This is a genomic window from Blastococcus sp. SYSU DS1024 (assembly GCF_054050795.1).
The window spans coordinates 70542-92180 of record NZ_JBJHAA010000009.1 but is presented as its reverse complement, the minus strand read 5'-3'; the positions used below and the strand labels follow the sequence as shown (position 1 = coordinate 92180).

Below are 21639 nucleotides of genomic sequence, written 5' to 3'. Positions count from 1 at the left end.
GCGTCCGATGAGCACCCGTGACTTCATCGAGAAGGACTACTACGGCGCGCTCGGCGTCCCCCAGGACGCCGACGCCGCCGCGATCAAGAAGGCCTACCGCAAGCTGGCCACGGAGCTGCACCCGGACAAGAACCCGGGCAACACCGCGGCCGAGGCGCGGTTCAAGGAGGTCTCCGAGGCCTACGACGTGCTCTCCGACCCCAAGCGGCGCGGTGAGTACGACGACGCGCGACGGCTGTTCGGCGCCGGGGGAGCCGGTGCCCGTGCCGGGTTCCCCGGCGGCTTCCCGGGCGGCGGGGCCGGCGGGCAGCCGTTCGACCTCGGCGACCTGTTCGGTGCGGCCGGCGCCGGGGCGGGCGCCCGGGGGGCAGGCGGCCTGGGCGACATCCTGGGCGGGCTGTTCGGTGGGGCCGGTGGCGCGCGTGCGCGCAGCCAGGCCGCATCCGGGCCCGCGCGGGGTCAGGACGTCGAGACCGAGGCGACGCTCTCCTTCGAGGAGGCCGTCCTCGGCGTCACCGTGCCACTGCGGATGCAGAGCCCGGGCAGCTGCGCGACCTGCGCCGGCAGCGGCGCCCGCCCCGGCACCTCCCCGCACACCTGCCCGGTGTGCCAGGGCGCCGGGGTGACCAGCCGGAGCCAGGGCGCCTTCGCCTTCTCCGAGCCGTGCCGCAACTGCCGCGGCAGCGGTCAGGTCGTCGAGGACCCGTGCCCCACCTGCGCCGGGAGCGGGGTCACCAGCCAGACCCGCACCATCACCGTGCGGATCCCGGCGGGGGTCAAGGACGGCCAGCGCATCCGGCTGCCCGGCAAGGGCGCACCCGGGCGGCGGGGCGGCCCGGCCGGCGACCTGTTCGTCGTCGTCCACGTCGCCGAGCACCAGCTGTTCGGCCGCAAGGGCGACGACCTCACGCTGACCGTGCCGATCACCTTCGCCGAGGCGGCGCTCGGCACCACGCTGACGGTGCCGACCCTGGACGGCACCGTGTCCCTCAGGGTGCCGGCCGGCACCGCGAGCGGCCGCACGCTGCGGGTCCGCGGGCGGGGCGTGCCCGCCAAGGGCCGCGCCGGCGACCTGCTCGTGACCGTCGAGATCGCCGTCCCCGCGCGGCTGACCCCGGCGCAGCGCAAGGCGGTCGAGGCCCTGGCCGAGGAGATGGACGAGGACCCGCGCCCGCAGATCACCGCCGCGGTGCGGGGTGGAGGTGAGGGATGACCAGGCCCTCGGGCGGCCCGCTCGGTGAGGCGGGCCCGGCCGTCGCCGACGACGCCCCGGTGTTCGTGATCTCCGTGGCGGCCCAGCTGGCCGGGATGCACGCGCAGACGCTGCGGCAGTACGACCGGCTGGGGCTGGTCAGCCCCGGCCGGACCTCCGGCGGAGGGCGGCGGTACAGCCCTCGCGACGTCGCGCTGCTGCGCGAGGTGCAGCGGCTGTCGCAGGAGGACGGGGTCAACCTGGCAGGCATCAAGCGGATCATCGACCTGGAGTCCCAGGTCGAGGCGCTGCAGGCCCGGGTGCACGAGCTGCTCGAGGAGCTGCAGCACTCCGAGAACCGGCGGATCGCGGCGGAGGCCGCGATCCCGGCGGCCTACCGCGCCGATCTGGTGCCGCACCGGCGGCAGAGCTCGGCCCTGGTCGTCTGGCGCCCGGGAGGCGCCCGGTGAGCGGGCCGGACGTCGACGCCCACGAGGCCTTCGTCTCGTTGGAGCGGGAGATCGGGCTGCTGCTCCGGCGGTCCCGGGCCATCTCGACCCGGCTGGCGCGCGAGCTGCACCCCGATCTGGACGGCGCCGCGTACGGGCTGCTGGCGCTGTTGCAGGACGCCGGGCCGCTGCGGGCCAGTGACCTGGTCGCGCGGCTCGGGCTGGACAAGAGCACCGTCAGCCGTCAGTTGTCCAGCCTCGTGGAGCTGGGACTGGTCGACCGGGCGGCGGACCCCGATGACGGCCGGGCGCAGGTGCTGAGGCCGTCCGCCGAGGGGGCGGCGCGGCTGGCGGGCATCCGCACGGTCCGCCGGGCCCGCTGGGAGAGCGACCTCGCCGACTGGCCGGCCGAGGACGTGGCGACGCTCGCCGTGCTGCTCGAGCGGCTGAACCGGATCGGCGAGGCGCGGGAGGCGGAGTCCGCGGAGCGCTGACCCGGCCCCGGGTCGGGCGTGGCCGACGACACACGGTATCTCGTTGTAGACCGCAACCATATGATCGTATGGTTGCGGTCTACAAGCGTTTTTCCGTCCCGAGGACGTCCCATGCCCATGCACCCCGCCACGCGTGACCGGCTCACGGCCGGCGTGGCCCAGCTGATCCGCGCCGGCCGGCACCTGAGCTCCCGTGCGGCCGTGCAGCTGCACGGCGACCTGCCGTCGTTCGGCTGGCCCCTGCTCTCCCCGCTCGAGCGGCAGGAGGACCTCCGCTGCAGCGCGCTCGCCGCGCTCGCCGGGGTCGACGGCTCCGTCGCCAGCCGGCAGCTCGCCGCCCTGGAGCGGGCCGGCTACGTGCACCGTCGCCCCGACCCCCGCGACGGCCGGGCCGCGCTCTTCCGGCTCACCGGCCAGGGGGTCCGGGCGCTCGCCACCTCGCGGGCGCTCCGCGGGGAGTGGGCGCTGACCGCCCTGGCGGGCTGGGACGAGGAGGACGCCCGGCGGCTGGCCGACCTGCTCGAGCGGCTGGTCGCCGACATCGACGTGCTGAGCGCGTCCCCGCGCACGGCCCCCCTGGGCGTCGCCGGATGAGCGCCCGGCCCTCTCTCCCACCCCGTTCCGCACCAGTTCCGTCCAGGAGTCCCGTGAGCACCCCGCAGACCTCCGCAGCCGAGGCGCCCGTCGAGCAGCAGGGGAGGATGAGCCACCGCCAGGTGCTGGAGGCCATGTCCGGCATGTTGCTGGCGATGTTCGTGGCGTTCCTGTCCTCGACCGTCGTCTCCAACGCCCTGCCGACGATCATCACCGAGCTGCGCGGCACGCAGAACCAGTACACGTGGGTGGTCACCGCGACGCTGCTGTCGTCGACGGCTTCCACGCCGATCTGGGGCAAGCTGGCCGACCTGTTCAGCAAGAAGCTGCTCATCCAGCTGGCCATCGTGATCTTCATCGTCGGCTCGATGCTGGCCGGGCTGGCGCAGTCGGTGGACACGCTGATCGCCTGGCGCGTGCTGCAGGGGCTGGGCCTGGGGGGACTGCAGGCGCTGGTGCAGATCGCCATCGCGGCGATGATCAGCCCGCGCGAGCGTGGCCGGTACGCCGGGCTCATGGGCTCGGTCATGGCGGTCGCCACCGTGGGTGGGCCGCTCCTGGGCGGGCTGCTCGTCGACACCAGCTGGCTCGGCTGGCGCTGGTGCTTCTACGTCGGCGTCCCCTTCGCCGCGGTGGCGCTGGTGCTGCTGCAGCGCACGCTGCACCTGCCGGTCACCAAGCGGGACGTGACGATCGACTACCTCGGTGCCGCCTTCCTGACCGCGGCCGTCTCCGCGCTGCTGATCTGGGTGACCCTGGCCGGCGGCAGCTTCGACTGGGCCTCGGTCGAGACGGCGCTGTTCCTCGGCGGGGCCGCGCTCGCGATCGCCGCCTTCCTCGTCACCGAGGTGCGGGCGGTGGAGCCGATCGTGCCGCTGCGCCTGTTCCGCGACCGCACGACCACGCTCGCGATCATCGCCAGCGTCGCCGTCGGCATGGCGATGTTCGGTTCGACGGTGTTCCTCGGCCAGTACCTGCAGATCTCGCGCGGCTACTCGCCCACCGAGGCCGGGCTGCTCACCATCCCGATGGTCGGCGGGCTGCTGATCTCCTCCACGGTGTCGGGTCTGCTGATCACCCGGTTCGGCCGGTGGAAGGCCTACCTCACGTCCGGTTCGGTCCTGGTCGTGGCGGGGTTCGCGCTGCTCTCCACCATCGACCACGAGACGGACATGGTGGTGTTCAGCGCCTTCCTGTTCGTGCTCGGCGTCGGCATCGGCATGAGCATGCAGAACCTCGTCCTCGCCGTGCAGAACACCGTGGCGGCCAGCGACCTGGGGGCGGCCAGCTCCGCGGTCGCCTTCTTCCGCAGCCTCGGCGGCACGATCGGCGTCTCGGTCCTGGGTGCGGTGCTGAGCAACCACGTCGGTGACCTGATCCGGGACGGCCTGGCCCGGGTCCCCGGTGCCGCGGCGGCCGCGGGGGGCGACGTCGGCCTGGCCGACCTGGCCGATGCGCCCGCGCCCGTCCGGGAGCTGATCCGGATGTCCTACGGCGACGCGACCGGCCGGGTGTTCCTGATCTCCGCGGTGGTGGCGGTGGTGGCGGTGCTCGCCGTGCTGTTCATCCGCGAGGTGGCGCTGCGCACCGATACCGGAGACGAGCGCGAGCGCGCCGAGCGGGCCGACGCCGTCCGCATCGACACCGACGCCCTCGAGGGCCGGAATGCCGCGGGCGAGCGGACCGGCGAGGTGGCGCACGCCGGATCCGGGCCCGCCACCCGCTGACCGGACCGTCCGACGGCCCGTCTCCCTGAGGGAGGCGGGCCGTCGCCGGTTCAGCCGGGGGTCATCCCTCCAGCGAGGCGTCCAGCGTGATCTCGGTGCCGGTCAGCGCCTTGCTCACCGGGCAGCCGGCCTTGGCCGCCTGTGCGGCCTTGTCGAAACCGGCGGCGTCCAGGCCGTCAACCTCGCCGCGCACGGTGAGCTTGATGCCGGTGATCGCCGGGGCTCCGTCCTGCTGGCCGAGGGTGACGTCGGCCGAGACCTCGAGCGACTGCGGGGTACCGCCGGCCTTGCCGATCTCGCTGGAGAGCGCCATGGCGAAGCAGGCGGAGTGCGCCGCGGCGATCAGCTCCTCGGGGCTGGTGGCGCCGGCTGCCTCGTCGGCGGTGCGCTTGGGGAAGGACACCTCGTAGGTGCCGATCTTGGAGCTGGAGAGCTCCACCTGCCCCGAGCCCTCCTGCAGGGTGCCGTTCCAGGCGGTGCGGGCGGTACGAGTGGGCATGCTGCCCCTTCCGGGCCGTGGCCGCCTCTGGCTCGGGCGGCGCTGTGGCCGCCCTCCTACCCGCCCGGAGCGCGAGCTACCGCGCGGATCAGGCCTGCTCGGGGACCTCGACCGTCCCGTTGACCCGCTCGGTGAGCAGCCGGAGGCGGGCCTTGAGGTCGTCGAACTCGCTCGCGTCGAAGCCGATCGCGCCGATCATCTCCTCGGAGATGGCCACGGCCTTGTCCTCGAGGGCCCGGCCGGCGTCGGTGAGGGCGATGGAGACCGACCGCTCGTCCTCGACCCGCCGGTGGCGGGTGACAAGTCCCGCGGCCGTCAGGCGCTTGAGGAGGGGCGACAGCGTTCCGCTGTCCAGGGCCAGGCGAGCACCCAGCTGGCCGACCGTCTGGTTGTCCTGCTCCCAGAGCAGCAGCATCACCAGGTACTGGGGGTAGGTCAGACCGATCGCGTCGAGCATGGGGCGGTACCGCGCGGTCACCGCCCGGGACGCGGCGTACAGCGCGAAGCACAGCTGATCGTCGAGGGCGACGCTCGGGGCTGGCAGGGCGGTCATGCCGCCAGTCTAGGGGGCGACGGCGGCGGACTCGGGACCTTCCGCCCTTGTGCCCGCCCGGAAGGGGGACCTGCCCGCCGGTCGGGGGTGCGCCGGGGCGGCCGCGCGGGGCAGAGTTGAGCGGAACAGACTCAACCCCTGGTGCGTTGGGGAAGTCGATGGCGCCGCCACGGACGGACGGCGCCCCCAGACACACGAAAGGACGTGCGCCCGAGCATGGAGAGCAAGCTCACGACCCGCTCGCAGGAGGCCGTCGCCGGCGCTCAGCGCCTCGCCGTCGGCCGGGGTCAGGCGGCTCTGGAGCCGTTGCACCTGCTGGTCGCCCTGCTGGAGCAGGCCGACGGCATCGCGGGGCCGCTGCTGACCGCTGTCGGTGCCGACCCGGCCGACGTGCGCAGCAAGGCCGATGCCGCGCTGCGCCGCATGCCGAGCGTCAGCGGCGCGACGGTCTCCGCGCCCGCACCCTCGCGCGAGTTCCTCCGGGTGATCAACGCCGCGTCCGAGCAGGCCGGGGCCCTCGGCGACGAGTACGTCTCCACGGAGCACCTGCTCGTGGGGCTGGCCGGCTCGGAGGGGGAGGCCGCGGCCGTCCTCACCAGCGCCGGGGCCACCCGCGACGCGCTGCTGGCGGCCTTCCGCACGGTGCGCGGCAACCGCAAGGTGACCAGCGCCGACCCCGAGGCCACCTACCAGGCGCTCGAGAAGTTCGCCGTCGACCTCACCGAGCGCGCCCGGGACGGCAAGATCGACCCGGTCATCGGCCGTGACACCGAGATCCGCCGGGTGGTGCAGGTGCTCTCCCGCCGGACCAAGAACAACCCCGTCCTCATCGGGGAGCCGGGCGTCGGCAAGACGGCCATCGTCGAGGGCCTGGCCCAGCGGATCGTCGCCGGCGACGTCCCGGAGAGCCTCAAGGGCAAGCGGCTCATGGCGCTGGACCTGGCGTCCATGGTCGCCGGCGCGAAGTACCGGGGTGAGTTCGAGGAGCGGCTGAAGGCCGTCCTGCAGGAGATCACCGAGGCCGAGGGCGAGATCATCACCTTCATCGACGAGCTGCACACCATCGTCGGCGCCGGCGCGACCGGCGACGGCGCCATGGACGCCGGCAACATGATCAAGCCGATGCTCGCCCGCGGTGAGCTGCGCATGGTGGGCGCCACCACGCTGGACGAGTACCGCGAGCACATCGAGAAGGACCCCGCGCTGGAGCGGCGCTTCCAGCAGGTCTTCGTCGGCGAGCCCAGCGTCGAGGACACCATCGGCATCCTCCGCGGGCTCAAGGAGCGCTACGAGGTGCACCACGGTGTGCGCATCACCGACGGCGCGATCGTCGCCGCAGCCACCCTGTCGGACCGGTACGTCACGTCCCGGTTCCTGCCGGACAAGGCGATCGACCTGGTCGACGAGGCCGCCAGCCGGCTGCGCATGGAGATCGACAGCCGCCCGGTCGAGGTCGACGAGGTGGAGCGCGCCGTGCGCCGGCTGGAGATCGAGGAGATGGCGCTGGCCAAGGAGGACGACCCGTCGTCCCTCGAGCGCCTCGCCGCCCTGCGCGAGGACCTCGCCGACAAGCGCCAGGAGCTGGCCGAGCTGACCGCCCGCTGGCAGCAGGACAAGACCGCGATCACCCGCATCCAGCACATCAAGGAGGAGTTCGAGCGGCTGCGCACGGAGGCCGAGCGCGCCGAGCGCGACGGTGACCTGGCGCGCGTCGCCGAGCTGCGCTACGGGCAGCTGCCGCAGCTGGAGAAGGCGCTGACCGAGGCCGAGGCGTCGGTCGAGGAGCAGGCCTCCATGCTGAAGGAGGAGGTCGGCCCCGACGACATCGCCGAGGTCGTCCAGGCCTGGACCGGCATCCCCGCCGGCCGGCTGCTCGAGGGTGAGACCCAGAAGCTGCTGCGCATGGAGGAGGAGCTCGGGCACCGGGTCGTCGGGCAGCCGGACGCGGTGCGGGCGGTCGCCGACGCCGTCCGGCGGGCCCGCTCCGGCGTCGCCGACCCCGACCGCCCGACCGGGTCGTTCCTGTTCCTCGGCCCCACGGGTGTCGGCAAGACGGAGCTGGCCAAGGCGCTGGCGGAGTTCCTCTTCGACGACGAGCGCGCCATGGTCCGCGTCGACATGAGCGAGTACTCCGAGAAGCACTCGGTGGCCCGGCTCGTGGGTGCCCCGCCCGGCTACGTCGGCTACGAGTCCGGCGGCCAGCTCACCGAGGCCGTCCGGCGGCGTCCTTACACCGTGGTGCTGCTGGACGAGGTGGAGAAGGCGCACCCCGACGTCTTCGACGTCCTCCTGCAGGTGCTCGACGACGGCCGGCTCACCGATGGCCAGGGCCGGACGGTGGACTTCCGCAACACCATCCTGATCCTGACCTCCAACCTCGGGTCGCAGATCATCGCCGATCAGTCGGTGCCGGAGGAGCGGCGTCGCTCGGCCGTCATGGACGTCGTCCGGACGCACTTCAAGCCGGAGTTCCTCAACCGGCTGGACGACGTCGTGGTGTTCCGGGCCCTGGGCAGCGAGGAGCTGACCGGCATCGTCGACATCCAGGTCGGGGTCCTGGCCCGCCGCCTGGCCGCGCGCCGGCTCTCGCTGCAGGTCACCGACGCCGCCCGCGACTGGCTGGCGCTCAACGGCTTCGACCCGGTCTACGGGGCGCGCCCGCTGCGCCGGCTGGTGCAGTCGGCGATCGGTGACCAGCTCGCCAAGGCCCTGCTGTCGGGCGACATCCGGGACGGCGACGAGGTCGTCGTCGACTGGCCGGGTGGCGACGTCGAGGGCCTGCGCGTCACCCGAGGCGCGTAGCCGCGCCCGCGGGAGGTCCCGGCACCCGCCGGCGCGCCCGCCGGGCCCTTCGCGGGTCCGGCGGGCGGGCCGCCTGATCGGGTGCGACCGCGTGCCCTGCTGGTCCCTGACCGCGTCGTCGTCCATGATCGCGGCGACGAGGGGGACCGGGACACGGAGGCGTGATGACGGCGGGGCAGGACGACCAGCACGGCCAGCAGCAGGGGCAGCCCGAGGGACAGGGCGACCGGCCGCAGCCGGGATGGGGCCAGCCCTCGGGTCAGCCTCCGTACGGCGGTCAGCCTCCGTACGGCGGTCAGCCTCCGTATGGCGGTCAGCCCCCGTACGGCCAGGGGCCCCAGAACCCGTACGGCCAGAACCCGTACGGCTACGCGCCTGCTCCCTCGGCCCCCACCGGCGGCGGACCTGGCGCGCCGGCGCCCCTGGACCGGCCGGTCACGGTGCGCGCCGGGCTCGGCGCCTTCCTCGCCGCGCTGGTGCTCAGCGCCGTGGCCGCCGTCGCCACGCTGCTCAACTGGGACGAGTTCGTCGCCTGGACGCTGGACCAGTCGGGCACCGACCTCGAGGGCCCCGAGTTCGAGGGCATCGACCCCGAGGCGTTCGCCGAGCTCATCGGCCGGGTCACCGTCGGCATCACCGTCCTGATGCTCGCCCTGCAGCTGCTGTTCCTGTGGTTCGCCTGGCAGGGCCGCAACTGGGCGCGGATCGTGCTGTGGATCCTCGGTGGCCTCACGCTGCTCTCCGGCCCGTTCAACGCCGTCGCCAGCGGGCCGCTGCCGTTCGTCACCACGCTCACCTGGTTCCAGCTCGCCCTCACCGCAGCCGGGGTGGTGCTGCTGGCGGCGAAGCCGTCCAACGACTGGTACCGCTTCCGCAAGTGGCAGCGCGCCACCGGGCAGGGCTGATCCGCACCGGGCCTCAGGCCGGGCCGGCGTTCACCCAGTCCCGCGTCGTGCGCGCCACCAGGCTGGTCGCCGCCGCGACCGACAGCACCAGCAGGAGCAGCGCGACGACGGTGGCGCCGCCCGCGGTGAGCATCGTCGACAGCAGCACCACCGCCAGCACGATCGTCGCGACCAGCCCGGTCCAGCGGCCCCACCGGCGGCGGCCCGCCAGCGCCCAGGCCGAGACGCCGTAACCGACCCCCAGGACGAGCGGGGCGGTGGTGTTGATCAGCAGGAACTGCTGCGCCTCGTCCCGGGTGAGCCCGGCTTCGGTCAGCGCCTCGACGACGCCGTCGCGCCCGAGCCAGGTGATCGTCACGTAGAGCAGGAGCAGGGCGGCGAGGGTCGCCAGCAGGGCGATGGCGACCTTGGCCGACGGCGGTGCCTGCGGGGATGGGTCTCCGTCGGCGGGGCGGGGGCGGGGTTCGGCCGGCACCGGCCCAGCCTGGCAGACGGCCCGGTCGCGACCGGCGGGACGCCGGGGCGGCGCCGGCGCACCACCCGATCGCGTCGCCGCCGTCGCCGGGAACCAGACAGGATCACCCCCATGACGCGCACCCTGACCCGCGGCGTTCTGCTCACCGCCGTCTCCGGCCTGGCCATCACGCTCAGCGCCTGCGGCTCCGACGACTCCGCCGAGAGCACCGCCACCACCGCCGCCACCACCCCCGGTACCAGCAGCGCCGCCCCGGAGACCAGCGCGGCGGCGCCGGTACCCGACGAGCCGTTCGGCGAGGGCTGCGCTGCGGTGGCCACCGAGGGCCCCGGCAGCTTCGAGGGCATGAGCGCCGATCCGGTGGCCACCGCGGCCGGCAACACCCCGGCGCTGTCGACCCTGGTGCAGGCCGTGCAGGCCGCGAACCTGGTGGACACCCTGAACAGCACGGAGGACATCACCGTCCTGGCGCCGGCGAACCAGGCGTTCGAGGCCCTCCCGGCGGAGGCGCTCGACGGGTTGCTCGCCGACACCCCGGCGCTGACCGCGGTGCTCACCCACCACCTCATCCCCGGCCGGCTGGCCCCGGACGAGCTGGCCGGCACGCACACCACGCTGAACAACGACGAGGTGACCATCGAGGGCTCCGGCGGGGACTTCACCATCGGCGCCGATGCCACCGTCGTCGGCGAGGAGGCGACGGTGATCTGCGGCAACCTGCAGACGGCGAACGCGACCGTCTACGTCATCGACCAGGTGCTCCAGCCCGCCGGCCTGTGAGACCTGCGTCGTCCCGACCCCGCCCGCCGGGCGCTCAGTAGGGTCCCTCCCATGACAGCTGCCCCGACCTTGCCCGACCGCGACCGGCTGCTGCAGCTGATCCTCGACCTCGCCGTGGTGCACGGGAAGGTCACGCTCTCCTCCGGGCAGGAGGCCGACTGGTACATCGACATGCGCCGGCTCACGCTCCACCACGAGGGCGCACCGCTCGTCGGCCGCGTGATGCGGCAGCTCACCGGCGACCTGCGCTACGACGTCGTCGGCGGGCTCACCCTCGGCGCCGACCCGGTGGCCACGGCGATGCTGCACGCCGCCGCGGCGGGCGAGGGCTTCCTCGACGCCTGCGTCGTCCGCAAGGCGGGCAAGGCGCACGGCCTGCAGCGCCGGATCGAGGGGCCGGACGTCGCCGGCCGCGCCGTCCTCGTCGTCGAGGACGTCTCCACGACCGGCGGCAGCCCGCTGACCGCGGCGCAGGCGCTGCAGGAGGCCGGCGCGGAGGTGGTCGCCATCGCGGTGATCGTCGACCGGGGCGGGCGCGCGGCGGTGGAGGAGGCCGGTTTCGAGTACCGGGCCGCCTTCACCCTCGCCGACCTCGACCTCGGCTGACCACGCGGATGATCAGGTGACCTGATCATCGTCGGGGTGGCTACGGTGTGACGGTGACCACAGTGACGACGGCGTGGGTGGCCGAACTGCAGGACGCCCTCGGCCCCGACGGCGTCCTGACCGACCCCGACGTGACGGCCGGCTACGCCCGCGACCAGGCGATGATGGCGCCCGCCGGTACCCCCGCGGCGGTGGTGTTCCCGCGCCGCACCGACGACGTCGTCGCGGTGATGCGGGTCGCCTCGCGGCACGGCCTCCCGGTGGTCCCGCGCGGCGCCGGCTCCGGGCTCGCGGGCGGCAGCAACGCCGTCGACGGCGGGATCACGCTGGTGATGACCCGCATGGACGCCGTGCTGGAGGTCTCCGCCGCCGACCGGCTGGCCGTCGTCCAGCCGGGGGTGGTGAACAAGCAGTTGCGCGACGCGGTCGCAGGCAGCGGGCTGTTCTACCCGCCGGACCCCTCCAGCTACGACTGGTGCACCATCGGCGGCAACCTCGCCACCAACTCCGGCGGTCTGTGCTGCGTCAAGTACGGCGTCACCACCGACTACGTGCTGGGCCTGGAGGTGGTGCTGGCCGACGGCCGGGTGCTCCGCACCGGTCGCCGCACGGTGAAGGGCGTGGCCGGCTACGACCTCGCCCGGCTGTTCGTGGGGTCCGAGGGCACCCTCGGCGTCATCACCGAGGCGACGCTCGCGTTGCGGCCCGCACCGAAGGCACCGGTCACCCTCGCCGCCTCCTTCGCCACGACGGCGCAGGCGGGGCAGGTCGTCGAGCGGGTGGTCACCGCCGGGCTGGTGCCCAGCCTGCTGGAGATCATGGACAACACCTGCATCCGCACCGTCGACCAGGTGCTCAAGGCCGGCCTCGACCACGACACCCGCGCGCTGCTGGTGGCGCAGTCCGACACCGGCGGGGTGGCGGCCGCCGACGAGATCGCGACGCTCACCGCGCTGTGCGAGGAGGCCGGCGCGCAGTTCGTCCACTCCACCGACGACCAGGCCGAGGGCGACCTGCTCCTCGCGGCCCGGCGCATGGCGCTGCCCGCCCTGCAGCAGGTCGGGGGCGCGATCCTCATCGACGACGTCGCCGTGCCCCGCTCGCGGATCGCGGGGTTCCTCGACGGCTGCGACCGCATCGCCGCGGAGCGCGACGTCGTCATCGGGGTCGTGGGGCACGCCGGCGACGGCAACATGCACCCCACCGTCTGCTTCGACGGCGGCGACGCCGACCAGCGGCAGCGGGCCTACGCCGCCTTCGACGACATCCTGGAGCTCGGGCTGTCGCTGGGCGGGACGATCACCGGCGAGCACGGGGTGGGCGTGCTCAAGGTCGACTGGCTGGAGCGCGAGATCGGGCCGGTGTCGCTGGACGTGCACCGCTCGATCAAGTCCGCGCTCGACCCCGCCGGCCTGCTCAACCCCGGCACGGTGTTCCGCAGCGCGCCGGCGGGTGCCACGCTGGGGCGATGAGCAGGGAGCGGTTCCTCGTCATCGGGGGCGATGCGGCAGGGATGTCCGCAGCGGCGCAGGCTCGCCGACTGAGGAGCCACGACGACCTGGAGATCGTCGTGCTGGAGCAGGGCGACGTCGTCTCCTACTCCGCCTGCGGCATCCCGTACTGGGTGGGCGGGCAGGTCCAGGGCCGGGACGAGCTGATCGCCCGGACGCCGGCGGAGTTCGCCGCCCGGGACATCACCGTCCACACCGGCACCCGTGCGATCGAGATCGACGCCGACGCGGGGAAGGTCGTCACCGACAGCGGCGAGCGGATCGGCTACGACCGCCTGCTGGTCGCGACCGGCGGCCGGCCGAACCGCCCGCCGATCCCCGGCCTGGACGCCCCCGGCGTCTTCGGCGTGCACCGGCTCGACGACGGCGCCGACATCCGGGCCGCCCTGGACGCCGGACCGCGCCGCGCCCTGGTCCTGGGCGGCGGCTACATCGGGCTGGAGATGGCCGAGGCGCTGCAGCGGCGCGGGCTGGAGGTCACCGTCGTCCTCGCCGACCCGCTGCCGATGCAGCTGCTCGACGCCGACATGGCCGAACGGGTGTGCGCCGGCATGGGCGCCATGGGCATGGAGATGCACCCCGATCAGGCGGTCCGCGAGATCCTGGTCGACGAGTCCGGCCGCGCGCGGGGCGTGCGCACCGACGCCGGCAGCTACGACGCCGACCTCGTCGTGCTGGGCCTGGGGATGGGCCCCGAGGTGGCGCTGGCCGAGCAGGCCGGCATCCGGCTCGGCACCACCGGCGCCATCGCCGTCGACCGCACCCAGCGCAGCCGCTCGCACCCGGAGATCTACGCCGCCGGCGACTGCTCGCAGACCTTCCACCGGGTCACCGGCGAGGCCACCCACATCGCGCTGGGCACCCACGCGAACAAGCAGGGCCGGGTGGCCGGCTCGGTCGTCGGCGGCCGGGCGGCCCGCTTCGCCGGGGCCCTGGGCACGGCGCTGACCAAGGTGGGGGACCTGGAGATCGGCCGCACCGGGCTGTGCACCACCGAGGCCGAGCAGGCCGGGTTCGACTACCGCACCGACACGATCGAGGCGACGACGAAGGCCGGCTACTACCCGGGCGCCGAGGAGATCGCGATCAAGCTGCTGAGCGAGGCGGGCTCCGGGCGGCTGCTCGGCGCCCAGATCGTCGGCGGCCCCGGATCGGGCAAGCGGATCGACGTGCTGGCCGCCGCCATCTGGGCGGGGATGACCGCCGAGGACCTCGCGGGCTCGGACCTCTCCTACGCGCCGCCCTTCTCGCCGACCTACGACCCGGTGGTCGTCGCCGCGCGGGTGGTCAGCCGCATCGAGCAGGGCTGACCGGTGCCCGGCCGCGTGCTGCCGGCGGCCGACGTGCGGAACGCGGACTGGTACGGCGCGGACCTCACGGGCCAGGAGCACGAGGGCGTCGCCTTCAGCGCGGTCGACCTCACCGAGGCCACCGGCACCGGGGCCACCTTCACCGACTGCACGTTCCACGACTGCCGGTTCTCCCTGGCCCAGCTCACCGACGCCGCCTTCGTGAACTGCACCTTCACCGGTTGCTCGTTCTTCTCCGCGACCCTCACCGGGTGCAAGCTCGTGGGCGCGGTGTTCGACCGGTGCTCGTTCGACCAGCTCACCGTCGACGGCGGTGACTGGTCCTTCGCCGTCCTGCCCGGGGCGGACCTCCGGCGGGCGTCCTTCCGCGGTACGCGGCTGCGGGAGGCCGACCTCAGCGCCGTGCGCGCCGCCGGCGTCCGGCTCCGCGACGTCGACCTCTCCGGGGCCGAGCTGCACGAGGCCGATCTCGGCGGCGCCGACCTGCGCGGCAGCGATCTCCCGGCGTTCGACCCGCGCGAGCTCCGGCTGACCGGGGCGCGGATCGACCTCGCGCAGGCGGCGCAGGTCGCGGCCGCGCTCGGGCTCCGGGTGGGGGAGGACGAGGCGGACCAGCCGAGGCGGACGGGCCGGCCGTGACGCGCGGGGCCGCGGCCACCCCCGGTGCGCCGTCGCCGCGACGCTCGCTCCGCCGGTCTTGGCGGAGGACGCGGGCTGACCCGGTGTCGCCCGGTCGGGCTCCGCTGCCGCCCACGCTGTCGCAGGCAGGGGGCACAGCGCGATACTGATCACCGACGTCCGCACGTACAGCGCAGTACAGCCGTTCCCGACGGAGGAGTGCCCGCATGCCCATCGCCAGCCCTGAGGTCTACGCCGACATGATCAACCGGGCGAAGGAGGGCGGGTTCGCCTACCCGGCGATCAACTGCACCTCCTCGGAGACGATCAACGCGGCGCTGCGCGGCTTCGCCGACGCCGGCAGCGACGGGATCATCCAGTTCTCCACCGGAGGTGCGGAGTTCGGCTCGGGCACCCGGGTCAAGGACATGGTCACCGGCGCGGTGGCGCTGGCCGAGTTCGCCCACGTGGTGGCCGAGAAGTACCCGATCAACGTGGCGCTGCACACCGACCACTGCCCCAAGGACAAGCTCGACTCCTACGTCCGCCCGCTCATCGCGCTGTCGCAGGACCGGGTGGACGCCGGGCAGGAGCCCCTGTTCCAGTCGCACATGTGGGACGGCTCGGCGATCGAGCTCGGTGAGAACCTCGACATCGCCGAGGAGCTGATGGAGAAGTCCGCCGCCGCCAAGCTCGTGCTGGAGCTCGAGATCGGCATCGTCGGCGGTGAGGAGGACGGCGTCGTCGCCGAGATCAACGAGAAGCTCTACACCGCCGACGGCGACTTCCTGCGCACCGCGCAGAAGCTGGGGCTGGGGGAGCGCGGGGTCTACCTGCTCGCGGCGACCTTCGGGAACGTGCACGGCGTCTACAAGCCGGGCAACGTCAAGCTCCGCCCCGACGTGCTGCAGCGCGGCCAGGCGCTGGTCGCCAAGGAGTTCGGCCTCGGCGAGGACGCCAAGCCGTTCAACCTGGTGTTCCACGGCGGTTCGGGCTCGGCCGAGTCGGAGATCCGCGAGGCGCTCTCCTACGGCGTCGTGAAGATGAACGTCGACACCGACACCCAGTACGCCTTCACCCGCCCGATCGCCGGCCACATGTTCAGCAACTACGACGGGGTGCTGAAGATCGACGGCGAGGTCGGCAACAAGAAGACCTACGACCCGCGCAGCTACCTCAAGGCCGCCGAGACCGGCATGGCCGCCCGTGTCGTCGAGGCGTGCGAGCACCTGCTCTCGGCCGGCCAGTCGCAGGGGGCGTGACGATGAGCCACTCCCACGGCAACCTGCTGGGCGAGCCGCCGGCCACGCTGCTGCCGGCCACGCCGGAGGCCGACGCCGAGCTCGCCGAGGGCGCCACGCTCGCCGAGGTCGCCGCGCACCACCCGACCGTGAGCGCGGTGTGGGCGGGGCTGGCCGAGGAGGCGATGAGCCGCCCCGAGCGGGCGCTCGGTGACACGATCCAGGCCTACGCCTACGCCCGCACCGGCTACCACCGCGGGCTCGACGCGCTGCGCCGCAACGGGTGGAAGGGCTACGGCCCGGTGCCGTGGTCGCACGAGCCGAACCGGGGGTTCCTGCGCTGCGTGACCGTTCTGGCGCGGGCGGCCGAGGCCATTGGCGAGACGGCCGAGGCCGAGCGCTGCACCCAGCTGCTCCGGGACTGCGATCCGACGCTGGTTCCCTGAGGGGTCACCATCGGTAACGGGCGGTCCGCCGGCGCGGACCGCCCGTCACGCTTTCACCTGCGTTTTCCGCCCCCGGGTTTGCCGGAGCCCGCCAGCGGCAACCACGGAGCGTGCACGGTGCCGAGAGGGTGCCCGGAGGAGGGACGTTACGGATGCTGGCAACGATCTTGTGGATCCTGGCGGTGATCCTGGTGATCAGCGGGATCGTCTCGATCTTCCGCGGTCAGATGCTGTGGGGGATCGTGCTCATCGTCGTGGGGCTGCTGGTCGGCCCGGGCGGGGTGAGCATCTTCACCTGACCGGCCCCGGGCCCCCGCGCGGCGGGGGCCCGGGGGAGTTTCACCGTTCGCCGAGCTCCGGGTGCAGCGCGGTGAGCGCGTCGGTCAGGGTGGTCAGCTGGTCCCCGCCGGCCATGAGGGCGGTGAGCACGTCGGCGTCGACGTCGTCGCGGGTGAGGTTCCCGGCCACCTGCCCGTGGGCCAGCAGCAGGAACCGGTCGCCGATGAGGTGGGCGTAGCGCGGGTTGTTGGTGACGACGACGACCGCCAGCCCCTGGGTGCGGGCCGCGAGGACGGCCTGCCCGAACAACGTCTGGCGCGCCACGGTCATGGGGGTGACGGGCTCGTCGATCACCAGCGCGCGGGCGCCGAAGTGCAGGGCGCGGGCGACGGCGAGGCTCTGCCGCTCCCCGGCCCGCAGGGCGCTGGCCGGCTGGTCGGGGTCCAGCCCGGTGACACCGACCCGGGCCATCGCGCGCACGGTGGTCTCGCGGGCTCCGTCCAGGTCGAGGCGGCGCAGCGGCCACACCCCCCGGGTGGGCTCGACACCCAGGAAGAAGTTCCGCCACACCGACAGCAGCGGGGCGACGGCGAGGTCCTGCCACACGGTGGCGATGCCCACGTCCCGCGCCTGCCGGGGGGACCGGAACCGCGTGGGCACGCCCTCCACCAGCAACGTGCCCTCGTCGTGCCGGCGCAGCCCCGAGACCACCGACACGAGCGTCGACTTGCCGGAGCCGTTCTCCCCGAGGACGCAGGTGATCTGCCCCGGCAGCAGCGCGGCGCTGACCCGGCTCAGCGCCGGCACGCTGCCGTGCCGCACGGTGACGCCGCGCAGCTCCACGACCGGGGTCGTGCCGGGCGCCGGGGTCTCGTCGGCGGGGAGATCGGGGGTCACGACCGTGGCCTCGCGCGGAGCCGCCGGCGCACCTCGCCGTTGGCCAGCAGCGCCACCAGCAGCAGCACCCCCAGCAACGCCTGGAACCAGCGGGTGTCCCAGTCGGCCAGGGTGATGCCCTGCCGGGCCACCGCGTACAGCAGGGCGCCGACGGCGGCGCCGACCGTCGACCCGTAGCCGCCGGTCAGCAAGCAGCCGCCGATGACCGCCACCACGATGAAGTCGATCCCGCTGAGGATGCCGACGGTCCCGCCGGCCTGGACGCTGCCCAGCCGCACGAGCGTCATGGTGCCCAGCAGCCAGCCCGCGGCCGCGGTGAGGCAGAACAGCGCCACCGTGGTCCGCCGCACCGGTACGCCCAGCTCCCGCGCGGCCTGCCGGGCGCCACCGCTGGCGAACACCGCGTTGCCGAACTTGGTCCGCCACAGCGCCCAGGTGGCCAGCGCGGTGAGGCCGAGCCACCAGAGGATGCTCACGCTGAACCGGCCGTTGCCCAGCTGGGCGGTCGCGTCGAAGACGGCCGTCGCCGACGACCAGCCCGGGGCCTGGTCCAGACCGCTGACCCGCGTGCCGCCGGCGACCTCCTGCGCCCCGGCCTGCGAGGTGCCCTGCAGGATCAGGAAGGTCGCGAGGGTCACCAGGAAGCTGGGCAGACCCGTGTTCACGACGAGCACGCCGTTGACCACGCCGACCAGCAGCGCCGCCAGCAGGGAGACGACCAGGGCCGGCCAGGTGCTCCACCCCGCGTGGCCGATGAGCAGCGCCGTGAGCAGCGAGCTGGCGACGGCGATCACCCCGACCGAGAGGTCGAACTGCCCTGCCACCAGCAGGAGCGCGACCGCGACGCCGCCGATGCCGAGCAGCGCCGCGGTGTCCAGGACCGTCGCCAGCCCGAAGGGGCTGACCAGGTCCGGCACCCGCACCGCGAAGAAGGCGACGACCACGAGGAGTCCGACGACGGCAGGCAGGCTCGGCCGGGACAGCGTGCGCACCAGGAAGGGGCGGCCGGCGGGTGCCGGGGCGGCGCGGGAGCCGAACGAGGTGCGCGGGTCGGTGATCACCGGCACGTCGACCCAGCGGGACGGCAGGACGTCGGCAGCGGGTCCTCCTCGGGCGGTCGGGTGCCCCACCAGTGTCCACGACGGCCCCGGCCCCGCGCAGACCGCTCCTAGGGGACCAGGCGCCACCGCACCCGGTCGTCGGCGTACCAGGTCCACCGGTCGACGGGGCGCACGTAGGGCACCCCGTCGCGCACCACTCGGGCGGGGTCCGAGGCGACCTGCAGGGCGCGTCCGCTGGTCTGCCGGGTGGGGCGCAGCGGCTGGGTCATCACCGTCACGCCGATGGTGTCGACGGCGGTCCAGTCCGGTCGGACGTCGATCCGGGTGATCTCGCCGTCGGCCACCTTGATGTCGTCGTGGTGGGCCTGCAGGCCCAGCCGGCGGGACAGGGAGCGCCGGCCGGTCCCGGGCGCCTCGATCCGGCCGTGGTGCAGGAGCACACCACCGTGGTCGTCGCGGACCAGGGTGAGGTCCCGGGTCGTGCCCGTGCCCAGCTCCAGCGCACGGGCCAGGGCGGCCGAGCCCTTGTCGGCCGTCGGCTCCCAGGCCACCGGCACCTCCGCCGTGCGCCCGGCCTTGAGCAGCGTCGCCAGCACCGCCGACAGCGCAGCGACCGGGCCGCGCACCACCAGCTGCCCGGCCGTGGCGACCGGTTCCAGCTGGCTCCGCAACGGCGCCTCCCCGGGGCCCAGGCGGCGGAGGTCCAACTCGACCGACGACATGCCGATACCCTGTCATCCGTCCAGCCCCACCGTCCCGGCCGACCTGCCGGCCGGATCGATCCGGGTGTCGCGCGCCGACCGTCACCCCACCGAACAGGAGACCCAGGAGCCGATGCCCGCTGTCGTGCTGATCGGTGCCCAGTGGGGCGACGAGGGCAAGGGCAAGGCCACCGACCTGCTCGGCGGCCGCGTCCCCTACGTCGTCCGCTACCAGGGCGGCAACAACGCCGGCCACACGGTGATCACGCCCGACGGCGAGAAGTACGCCCTGCACCTGATCCCGTCGGGGATCCTGACGCCGGGCTGCACGCCGGTGATCGGCAACGGCGTGGTGATCGACCCCGAGGTGCTGATCCGCGAGCTCGCCGGGCTGGACGAGCGCGGGGTGGACACCTCGCGGCTGGTCATCTCCTCCGACGCGCACCTGATCATGCCGCACCACCGGGCGCTCGACAAAGTCACCGAGCGGTTCCTGGGCAAGCGCAAGATCGGCACCACCGGCCGGGGCATCGGCCCCGCCTACGGCGACAAGGTCGCCCGTGTGGGCATCCGCGTGCAGGACCTCCTGGACCTCTCGATCCTCCGGCAGAAGCTCGAGGGCACGCTCCAGGAGAAGAACCAGATCCTGGTCAAGGTCTACAACCGCAAGGCGATCGACGTCGACGAGGTGGTCGAGGAGTACACCCAGTACGCCGAGGCTCTGAAGCACCGCATCGTCGACACCCGCCTCCTGCTGGGCAAGGCGTTGGACGCCGGCGAGTGGGTGCTGCTGGAGGGCTCGCAGGGGACGCTGCTCGACGTCGACCACGGCACGTACCCGTTCGTCACGTCGTCGAACCCGACCGCGGGCGGGGCCGCCGTCGGCGCCGGGGTCGGCCCCACGCGGATCGAGCGCGTCGTGGGCATCCTCAAGGCCTACACCACCCGCGTCGGCTCCGGCCCGTTCCCCACCGAGCTGCACGACCAGTGGGGCGAGTACCTGCGCAAGCAGGGCGGAGAGGTCGGCGTCACCACCGGGCGCGACCGGCGCTGCGGCTGGTTCGACGCCGTCGTGGCCCGCTACGCCAGCCGCGTCAACGGGATCACCGACTACTTCCTCACCAAGCTCGACGTGCTCTCGGGGCTCGACACCGTGCCGATCTGCGTCGCCTACGAGATCGACGGCGTCCGGCACGACGAGATGCCGATGACGCAGACCGACTTCCACCACGCGAAGCCGATCTACGAGGAGATGCCCGGCTGGTTCGAGGACATCCGGCACTGCCGGACGTTCGACGAGCTGCCGGCGGCCGCCCAGGCCTACGTGCGGCGGCTGGAGGAGCTCTCCGGGGCCCGCGTCAGCGTGATCGGCGTCGGCCCGGGCCGCGACGAGAACGTCGTGATCCACGATCTGATCGCGTGAGCGCGCCCGCCCGGTAATTGGGGCGACAGCCGGGCCGTTCCCGGCGACCATCCCGGCGTGGAGCTCATCGATCTGGGCTGGACGCCCGGCCGGGCCGCAGCGCTCCCGCCGGGCTGCCAGCCCGGCCGGGTCGCACGGGTGGACCGCGGCCGGCTGAGCGTCCTCACCGCCGCCGGGATGCGGCGGGTCGCCCCCGCGGCGGCGCTGCACGGCGCTCCCGCCGTCGGTGACTGGGTCGCCCTGCGCGGTGAGCTGGCGGTGGCGGTGCTGCCGCGCAGCAGTGCGTTCACCCGCACGGCCGCCGGCCGGACCTCGGCCGCCCAGGTCGTGGCCGCCAACGTGGACGCCGTCCTGGTCGTCGACGCGCTCACCGGGGTGGCCCGGCCGCGCCGGGTCGAGCGCTACCTGGCGGTGGCGTGGAGCAGCGGCGCCGCGCCCGTCGTCGTCCTCACGAAGGCCGACCTGTGCCCGGACGTACCGGCCGGGGTGGCGCAGGTCGCCGAGGACGCCGTGGGTGTGCCCGTCCTGGCGGTCAGCGCGGTCACCGGGGCCGGGCTGGACGCCGTCCGGGCGCTGCTGCCGGCCGGTGCCACGGCCGCCATGGTGGGGCCCTCCGGCGTCGGGAAGTCCAGCCTCGCCAACGCGCTGGCCGGCCGCACGGTGGCCGCCACCCGGGACATCCGCGACGACGGCCGCGGGCGGCACACCACGACCGCCCGGGAGCTGCACCGGCTGCCCGGCGGCGGGCTGCTGATCGACACCCCCGGGATGCGCGAACTGGCGCTCCACGACGACGCGGACGGCGTCGACCGGGTGTTCGCCGACGTCGCGGAGCTCGCTCCCGCGTGCCGGTACCGCGACTGCGCGCACCGCACCGAACCCGGGTGCGCCGTCGCCGCGGCTCTCGAGGACGGCCGGCTGGACCCCGCCCGCTTCACGGCCTGGCGGAAGCTGCAGGGCGAGGCCCACCGCCAGCGGCTCCGCGTCGACGCGCGGGCCCGCGCCGAGGAACGCGCCCGGCTGCGGGGGGTGCACCGGGCGCAGCGCGCCCAGCCGAACCGGCTGCGCTGAGCCGT

General features: G+C 74.1%; 23 protein-coding genes. 17 read left to right on the top strand and 6 right to left on the bottom strand.

Annotated features, from left to right (window positions below; genetic code table 11):
• The first annotated feature begins 7 nt into the window (after window positions 1-7).
• The 5 genes from dnaJ (at window position 8) to ACI79S_RS10575 (ending at window position 4456) form a co-directional block, all read left to right on the top strand.
• Window positions 8-1213 carry a molecular chaperone DnaJ gene (dnaJ, locus tag ACI79S_RS10595; protein ID WP_456593390.1) on the top strand — a complete coding sequence of 402 codons (1206 nt, stop codon included), beginning with the start codon at window positions 8-10 and terminating at the stop codon, window positions 1211-1213.
• Entirely contained in the window at window positions 1210-1662 is a 453-nt protein-coding gene (locus ACI79S_RS10590; RefSeq protein ID WP_456593389.1) for a heat shock protein transcriptional repressor HspR, read from the top strand. Before dnaJ ends, ACI79S_RS10590 begins: the two co-directional genes overlap by 4 nt.
• Entirely contained in the window at window positions 1659-2135 is a 477-nt protein-coding gene (locus ACI79S_RS10585; protein WP_456593388.1) for a MarR family winged helix-turn-helix transcriptional regulator, read from the top strand. The genes ACI79S_RS10590 and ACI79S_RS10585 overlap by 4 nt, the downstream gene beginning before the upstream one ends.
• Before the next feature lie 111 nt (window positions 2136-2246).
• Window positions 2247-2729, top strand: coding sequence for a MarR family winged helix-turn-helix transcriptional regulator (locus tag ACI79S_RS10580; protein ID WP_456593387.1), 483 nt, complete (start codon window positions 2247-2249; stop codon window positions 2727-2729).
• A 53-nt stretch (window positions 2730-2782) separates the two neighbouring features.
• Window positions 2783-4456, top strand: a complete 1674-nt coding sequence (locus ACI79S_RS10575; protein WP_456593386.1) for an MFS transporter — start codon at window positions 2783-2785, stop codon at window positions 4454-4456.
• A gap of 61 nt (window positions 4457-4517) precedes the next feature.
• On the opposite strand, the gene ACI79S_RS10570 is transcribed toward ACI79S_RS10575, so the two are convergent.
• Together ACI79S_RS10570 and ACI79S_RS10565 are read right to left on the bottom strand one after the other, a co-directional pair.
• Window positions 4518-4955 (bottom strand): OsmC family protein, encoded by a 438-nt coding sequence (locus tag ACI79S_RS10570; protein WP_456593385.1) that lies wholly within the window; start codon window positions 4953-4955, stop codon window positions 4518-4520.
• Between the two features lie 88 nt (window positions 4956-5043).
• Window positions 5044-5508, bottom strand: a complete 465-nt coding sequence (locus tag ACI79S_RS10565; protein WP_456593384.1) for a MarR family winged helix-turn-helix transcriptional regulator — start codon at window positions 5506-5508, stop codon at window positions 5044-5046.
• Between the two features lie 216 nt (window positions 5509-5724).
• Between ACI79S_RS10565 and clpB the strand changes: the two genes are divergently transcribed.
• Together clpB and ACI79S_RS10555 are read left to right on the top strand one after the other, a co-directional pair.
• The gene (clpB, locus tag ACI79S_RS10560) at window positions 5725-8310 is read left to right on the top strand and encodes an ATP-dependent chaperone ClpB (protein WP_456593383.1); all 2586 of its coding nucleotides are present in this window, start codon (window positions 5725-5727) and stop codon (window positions 8308-8310) included.
• A gap of 164 nt (window positions 8311-8474) precedes the next feature.
• A complete protein-coding gene (locus ACI79S_RS10555; RefSeq protein ID WP_456593382.1) occupies window positions 8475-9215 on the top strand; it encodes a hypothetical protein in 741 nt (246 codons plus the stop codon).
• Between the two features lie 13 nt (window positions 9216-9228).
• On the opposite strand, the gene ACI79S_RS10550 is transcribed toward ACI79S_RS10555, so the two are convergent.
• Complete coding sequence (locus tag ACI79S_RS10550) at window positions 9229-9690, bottom strand: hypothetical protein (RefSeq protein WP_456593381.1); 462 nt, start codon at window positions 9688-9690, stop codon at window positions 9229-9231.
• Between the two features lie 111 nt (window positions 9691-9801).
• Between ACI79S_RS10550 and ACI79S_RS10545 the strand changes: the two genes are divergently transcribed.
• The 8 genes from ACI79S_RS10545 to ACI79S_RS10510 all read left to right on the top strand — a co-directional run bounded on the left by ACI79S_RS10545 (window position 9802) and on the right by ACI79S_RS10510 (window position 16501).
• A complete protein-coding gene (locus ACI79S_RS10545; protein ID WP_456593380.1) occupies window positions 9802-10470 on the top strand; it encodes a fasciclin domain-containing protein in 669 nt (222 codons plus the stop codon).
• A gap of 51 nt (window positions 10471-10521) precedes the next feature.
• Window positions 10522-11076 (top strand): orotate phosphoribosyltransferase, encoded by a 555-nt coding sequence (gene pyrE / locus ACI79S_RS10540; protein WP_456593379.1) that lies wholly within the window; start codon window positions 10522-10524, stop codon window positions 11074-11076.
• A 53-nt stretch (window positions 11077-11129) separates the two neighbouring features.
• A complete protein-coding gene (locus ACI79S_RS10535) occupies window positions 11130-12548 on the top strand; it encodes an FAD-binding oxidoreductase (protein WP_456593378.1) in 1419 nt (472 codons plus the stop codon).
• Entirely contained in the window at window positions 12545-13897 is a 1353-nt protein-coding gene (locus ACI79S_RS10530) for an FAD-dependent oxidoreductase (RefSeq protein WP_456593377.1), read from the top strand. Before ACI79S_RS10535 ends, ACI79S_RS10530 begins: the two co-directional genes overlap by 4 nt.
• A gap of 3 nt (window positions 13898-13900) precedes the next feature.
• Complete coding sequence (locus tag ACI79S_RS10525) at window positions 13901-14536, top strand: pentapeptide repeat-containing protein (protein WP_456593376.1); 636 nt, start codon at window positions 13901-13903, stop codon at window positions 14534-14536.
• Window positions 14537-14742: 206 nt separating this feature from the next.
• On the top strand, window positions 14743-15777 hold the full coding sequence (fbaA, locus tag ACI79S_RS10520; RefSeq protein WP_456593375.1) for a class II fructose-bisphosphate aldolase: 1035 nt from the start codon (window positions 14743-14745) through the stop codon (window positions 15775-15777).
• 2 nt (window positions 15778-15779) lie between these two features.
• Window positions 15780-16202: a DUF3151 domain-containing protein gene (locus ACI79S_RS10515; RefSeq protein ID WP_456593374.1), complete on the top strand. Its 423-nt coding sequence runs from the start codon at window positions 15780-15782 to the stop codon at window positions 16200-16202.
• 152 nt (window positions 16203-16354) lie between these two features.
• Window positions 16355-16501, top strand: coding sequence for a GPGG-motif small membrane protein (locus ACI79S_RS10510; protein ID WP_456593373.1), 147 nt, complete (start codon window positions 16355-16357; stop codon window positions 16499-16501).
• A 40-nt stretch (window positions 16502-16541) separates the two neighbouring features.
• Here ACI79S_RS10510 and ACI79S_RS10505 read toward each other — a convergent pair whose 3' ends face one another.
• The 3 genes from ACI79S_RS10505 to ACI79S_RS10495 are packed head-to-tail and all read right to left on the bottom strand — an operon-like array spanning window position 16542 to window position 19161.
• The gene (locus tag ACI79S_RS10505) at window positions 16542-17378 is read right to left on the bottom strand and encodes an ATP-binding cassette domain-containing protein (RefSeq protein WP_456593372.1); all 837 of its coding nucleotides are present in this window, start codon (window positions 17376-17378) and stop codon (window positions 16542-16544) included.
• Window positions 17375-18508, bottom strand: a complete 1134-nt coding sequence (locus ACI79S_RS10500) for an ABC transporter permease (RefSeq protein ID WP_456593371.1) — start codon at window positions 18506-18508, stop codon at window positions 17375-17377. Before ACI79S_RS10500 ends, ACI79S_RS10505 begins: the two co-directional genes overlap by 4 nt.
• Before the next feature lie 38 nt (window positions 18509-18546).
• Window positions 18547-19161, bottom strand: coding sequence for a hypothetical protein (locus ACI79S_RS10495; RefSeq protein ID WP_456593370.1), 615 nt, complete (start codon window positions 19159-19161; stop codon window positions 18547-18549).
• A 112-nt stretch (window positions 19162-19273) separates the two neighbouring features.
• Here ACI79S_RS10495 and ACI79S_RS10490 point away from each other — a divergent pair, with 112 nt between their 5' ends.
• A complete protein-coding gene (locus ACI79S_RS10490) occupies window positions 19274-20563 on the top strand; it encodes an adenylosuccinate synthase (protein ID WP_456593369.1) in 1290 nt (429 codons plus the stop codon).
• Between the two features lie 57 nt (window positions 20564-20620).
• Window positions 20621-21634, top strand: a complete 1014-nt coding sequence (gene rsgA, locus ACI79S_RS10485; protein ID WP_456593368.1) for a ribosome small subunit-dependent GTPase A — start codon at window positions 20621-20623, stop codon at window positions 21632-21634.
• Window positions 21635-21639: the final 5 nt, after the last annotated feature.

Coding starts and splice junctions, on each gene's coding strand:
- ACI79S_RS10545 (WP_456593380.1), top strand. CDS start 9,802: ATGACGCGCACCCTGACCCGCGGCGTTCTGCTCACCGCCGTCTCCGGC.
- ACI79S_RS10565 (WP_456593384.1), bottom strand. CDS start 5,508: ATGACCGCCCTGCCAGCCCCGAGCGTCGCCCTCGACGATCAGCTGTGC.
- ACI79S_RS10510 (WP_456593373.1), top strand. CDS start 16,355: ATGCTGGCAACGATCTTGTGGATCCTGGCGGTGATCCTGGTGATCAGC.
- fbaA (WP_456593375.1), top strand. CDS start 14,743: ATGCCCATCGCCAGCCCTGAGGTCTACGCCGACATGATCAACCGGGCG.
- ACI79S_RS10530 (WP_456593377.1), top strand. CDS start 12,545: ATGAGCAGGGAGCGGTTCCTCGTCATCGGGGGCGATGCGGCAGGGATG.
- ACI79S_RS10495 (WP_456593370.1), bottom strand. CDS start 19,161: ATGTCGTCGGTCGAGTTGGACCTCCGCCGCCTGGGCCCCGGGGAGGCG.
- ACI79S_RS10515 (WP_456593374.1), top strand. CDS start 15,780: ATGAGCCACTCCCACGGCAACCTGCTGGGCGAGCCGCCGGCCACGCTG.
- ACI79S_RS10570 (WP_456593385.1), bottom strand. CDS start 4,955: ATGCCCACTCGTACCGCCCGCACCGCCTGGAACGGCACCCTGCAGGAG.
- clpB (WP_456593383.1), top strand. CDS start 5,725: ATGGAGAGCAAGCTCACGACCCGCTCGCAGGAGGCCGTCGCCGGCGCT.
- dnaJ (WP_456593390.1), top strand. CDS start 8: ATGAGCACCCGTGACTTCATCGAGAAGGACTACTACGGCGCGCTCGGC.
- ACI79S_RS10490 (WP_456593369.1), top strand. CDS start 19,274: ATGCCCGCTGTCGTGCTGATCGGTGCCCAGTGGGGCGACGAGGGCAAG.
- ACI79S_RS10580 (WP_456593387.1), top strand. CDS start 2,247: ATGCCCATGCACCCCGCCACGCGTGACCGGCTCACGGCCGGCGTGGCC.
- ACI79S_RS10555 (WP_456593382.1), top strand. CDS start 8,475: ATGACGGCGGGGCAGGACGACCAGCACGGCCAGCAGCAGGGGCAGCCC.
- ACI79S_RS10590 (WP_456593389.1), top strand. CDS start 1,210: ATGACCAGGCCCTCGGGCGGCCCGCTCGGTGAGGCGGGCCCGGCCGTC.
- pyrE (WP_456593379.1), top strand. CDS start 10,522: ATGACAGCTGCCCCGACCTTGCCCGACCGCGACCGGCTGCTGCAGCTG.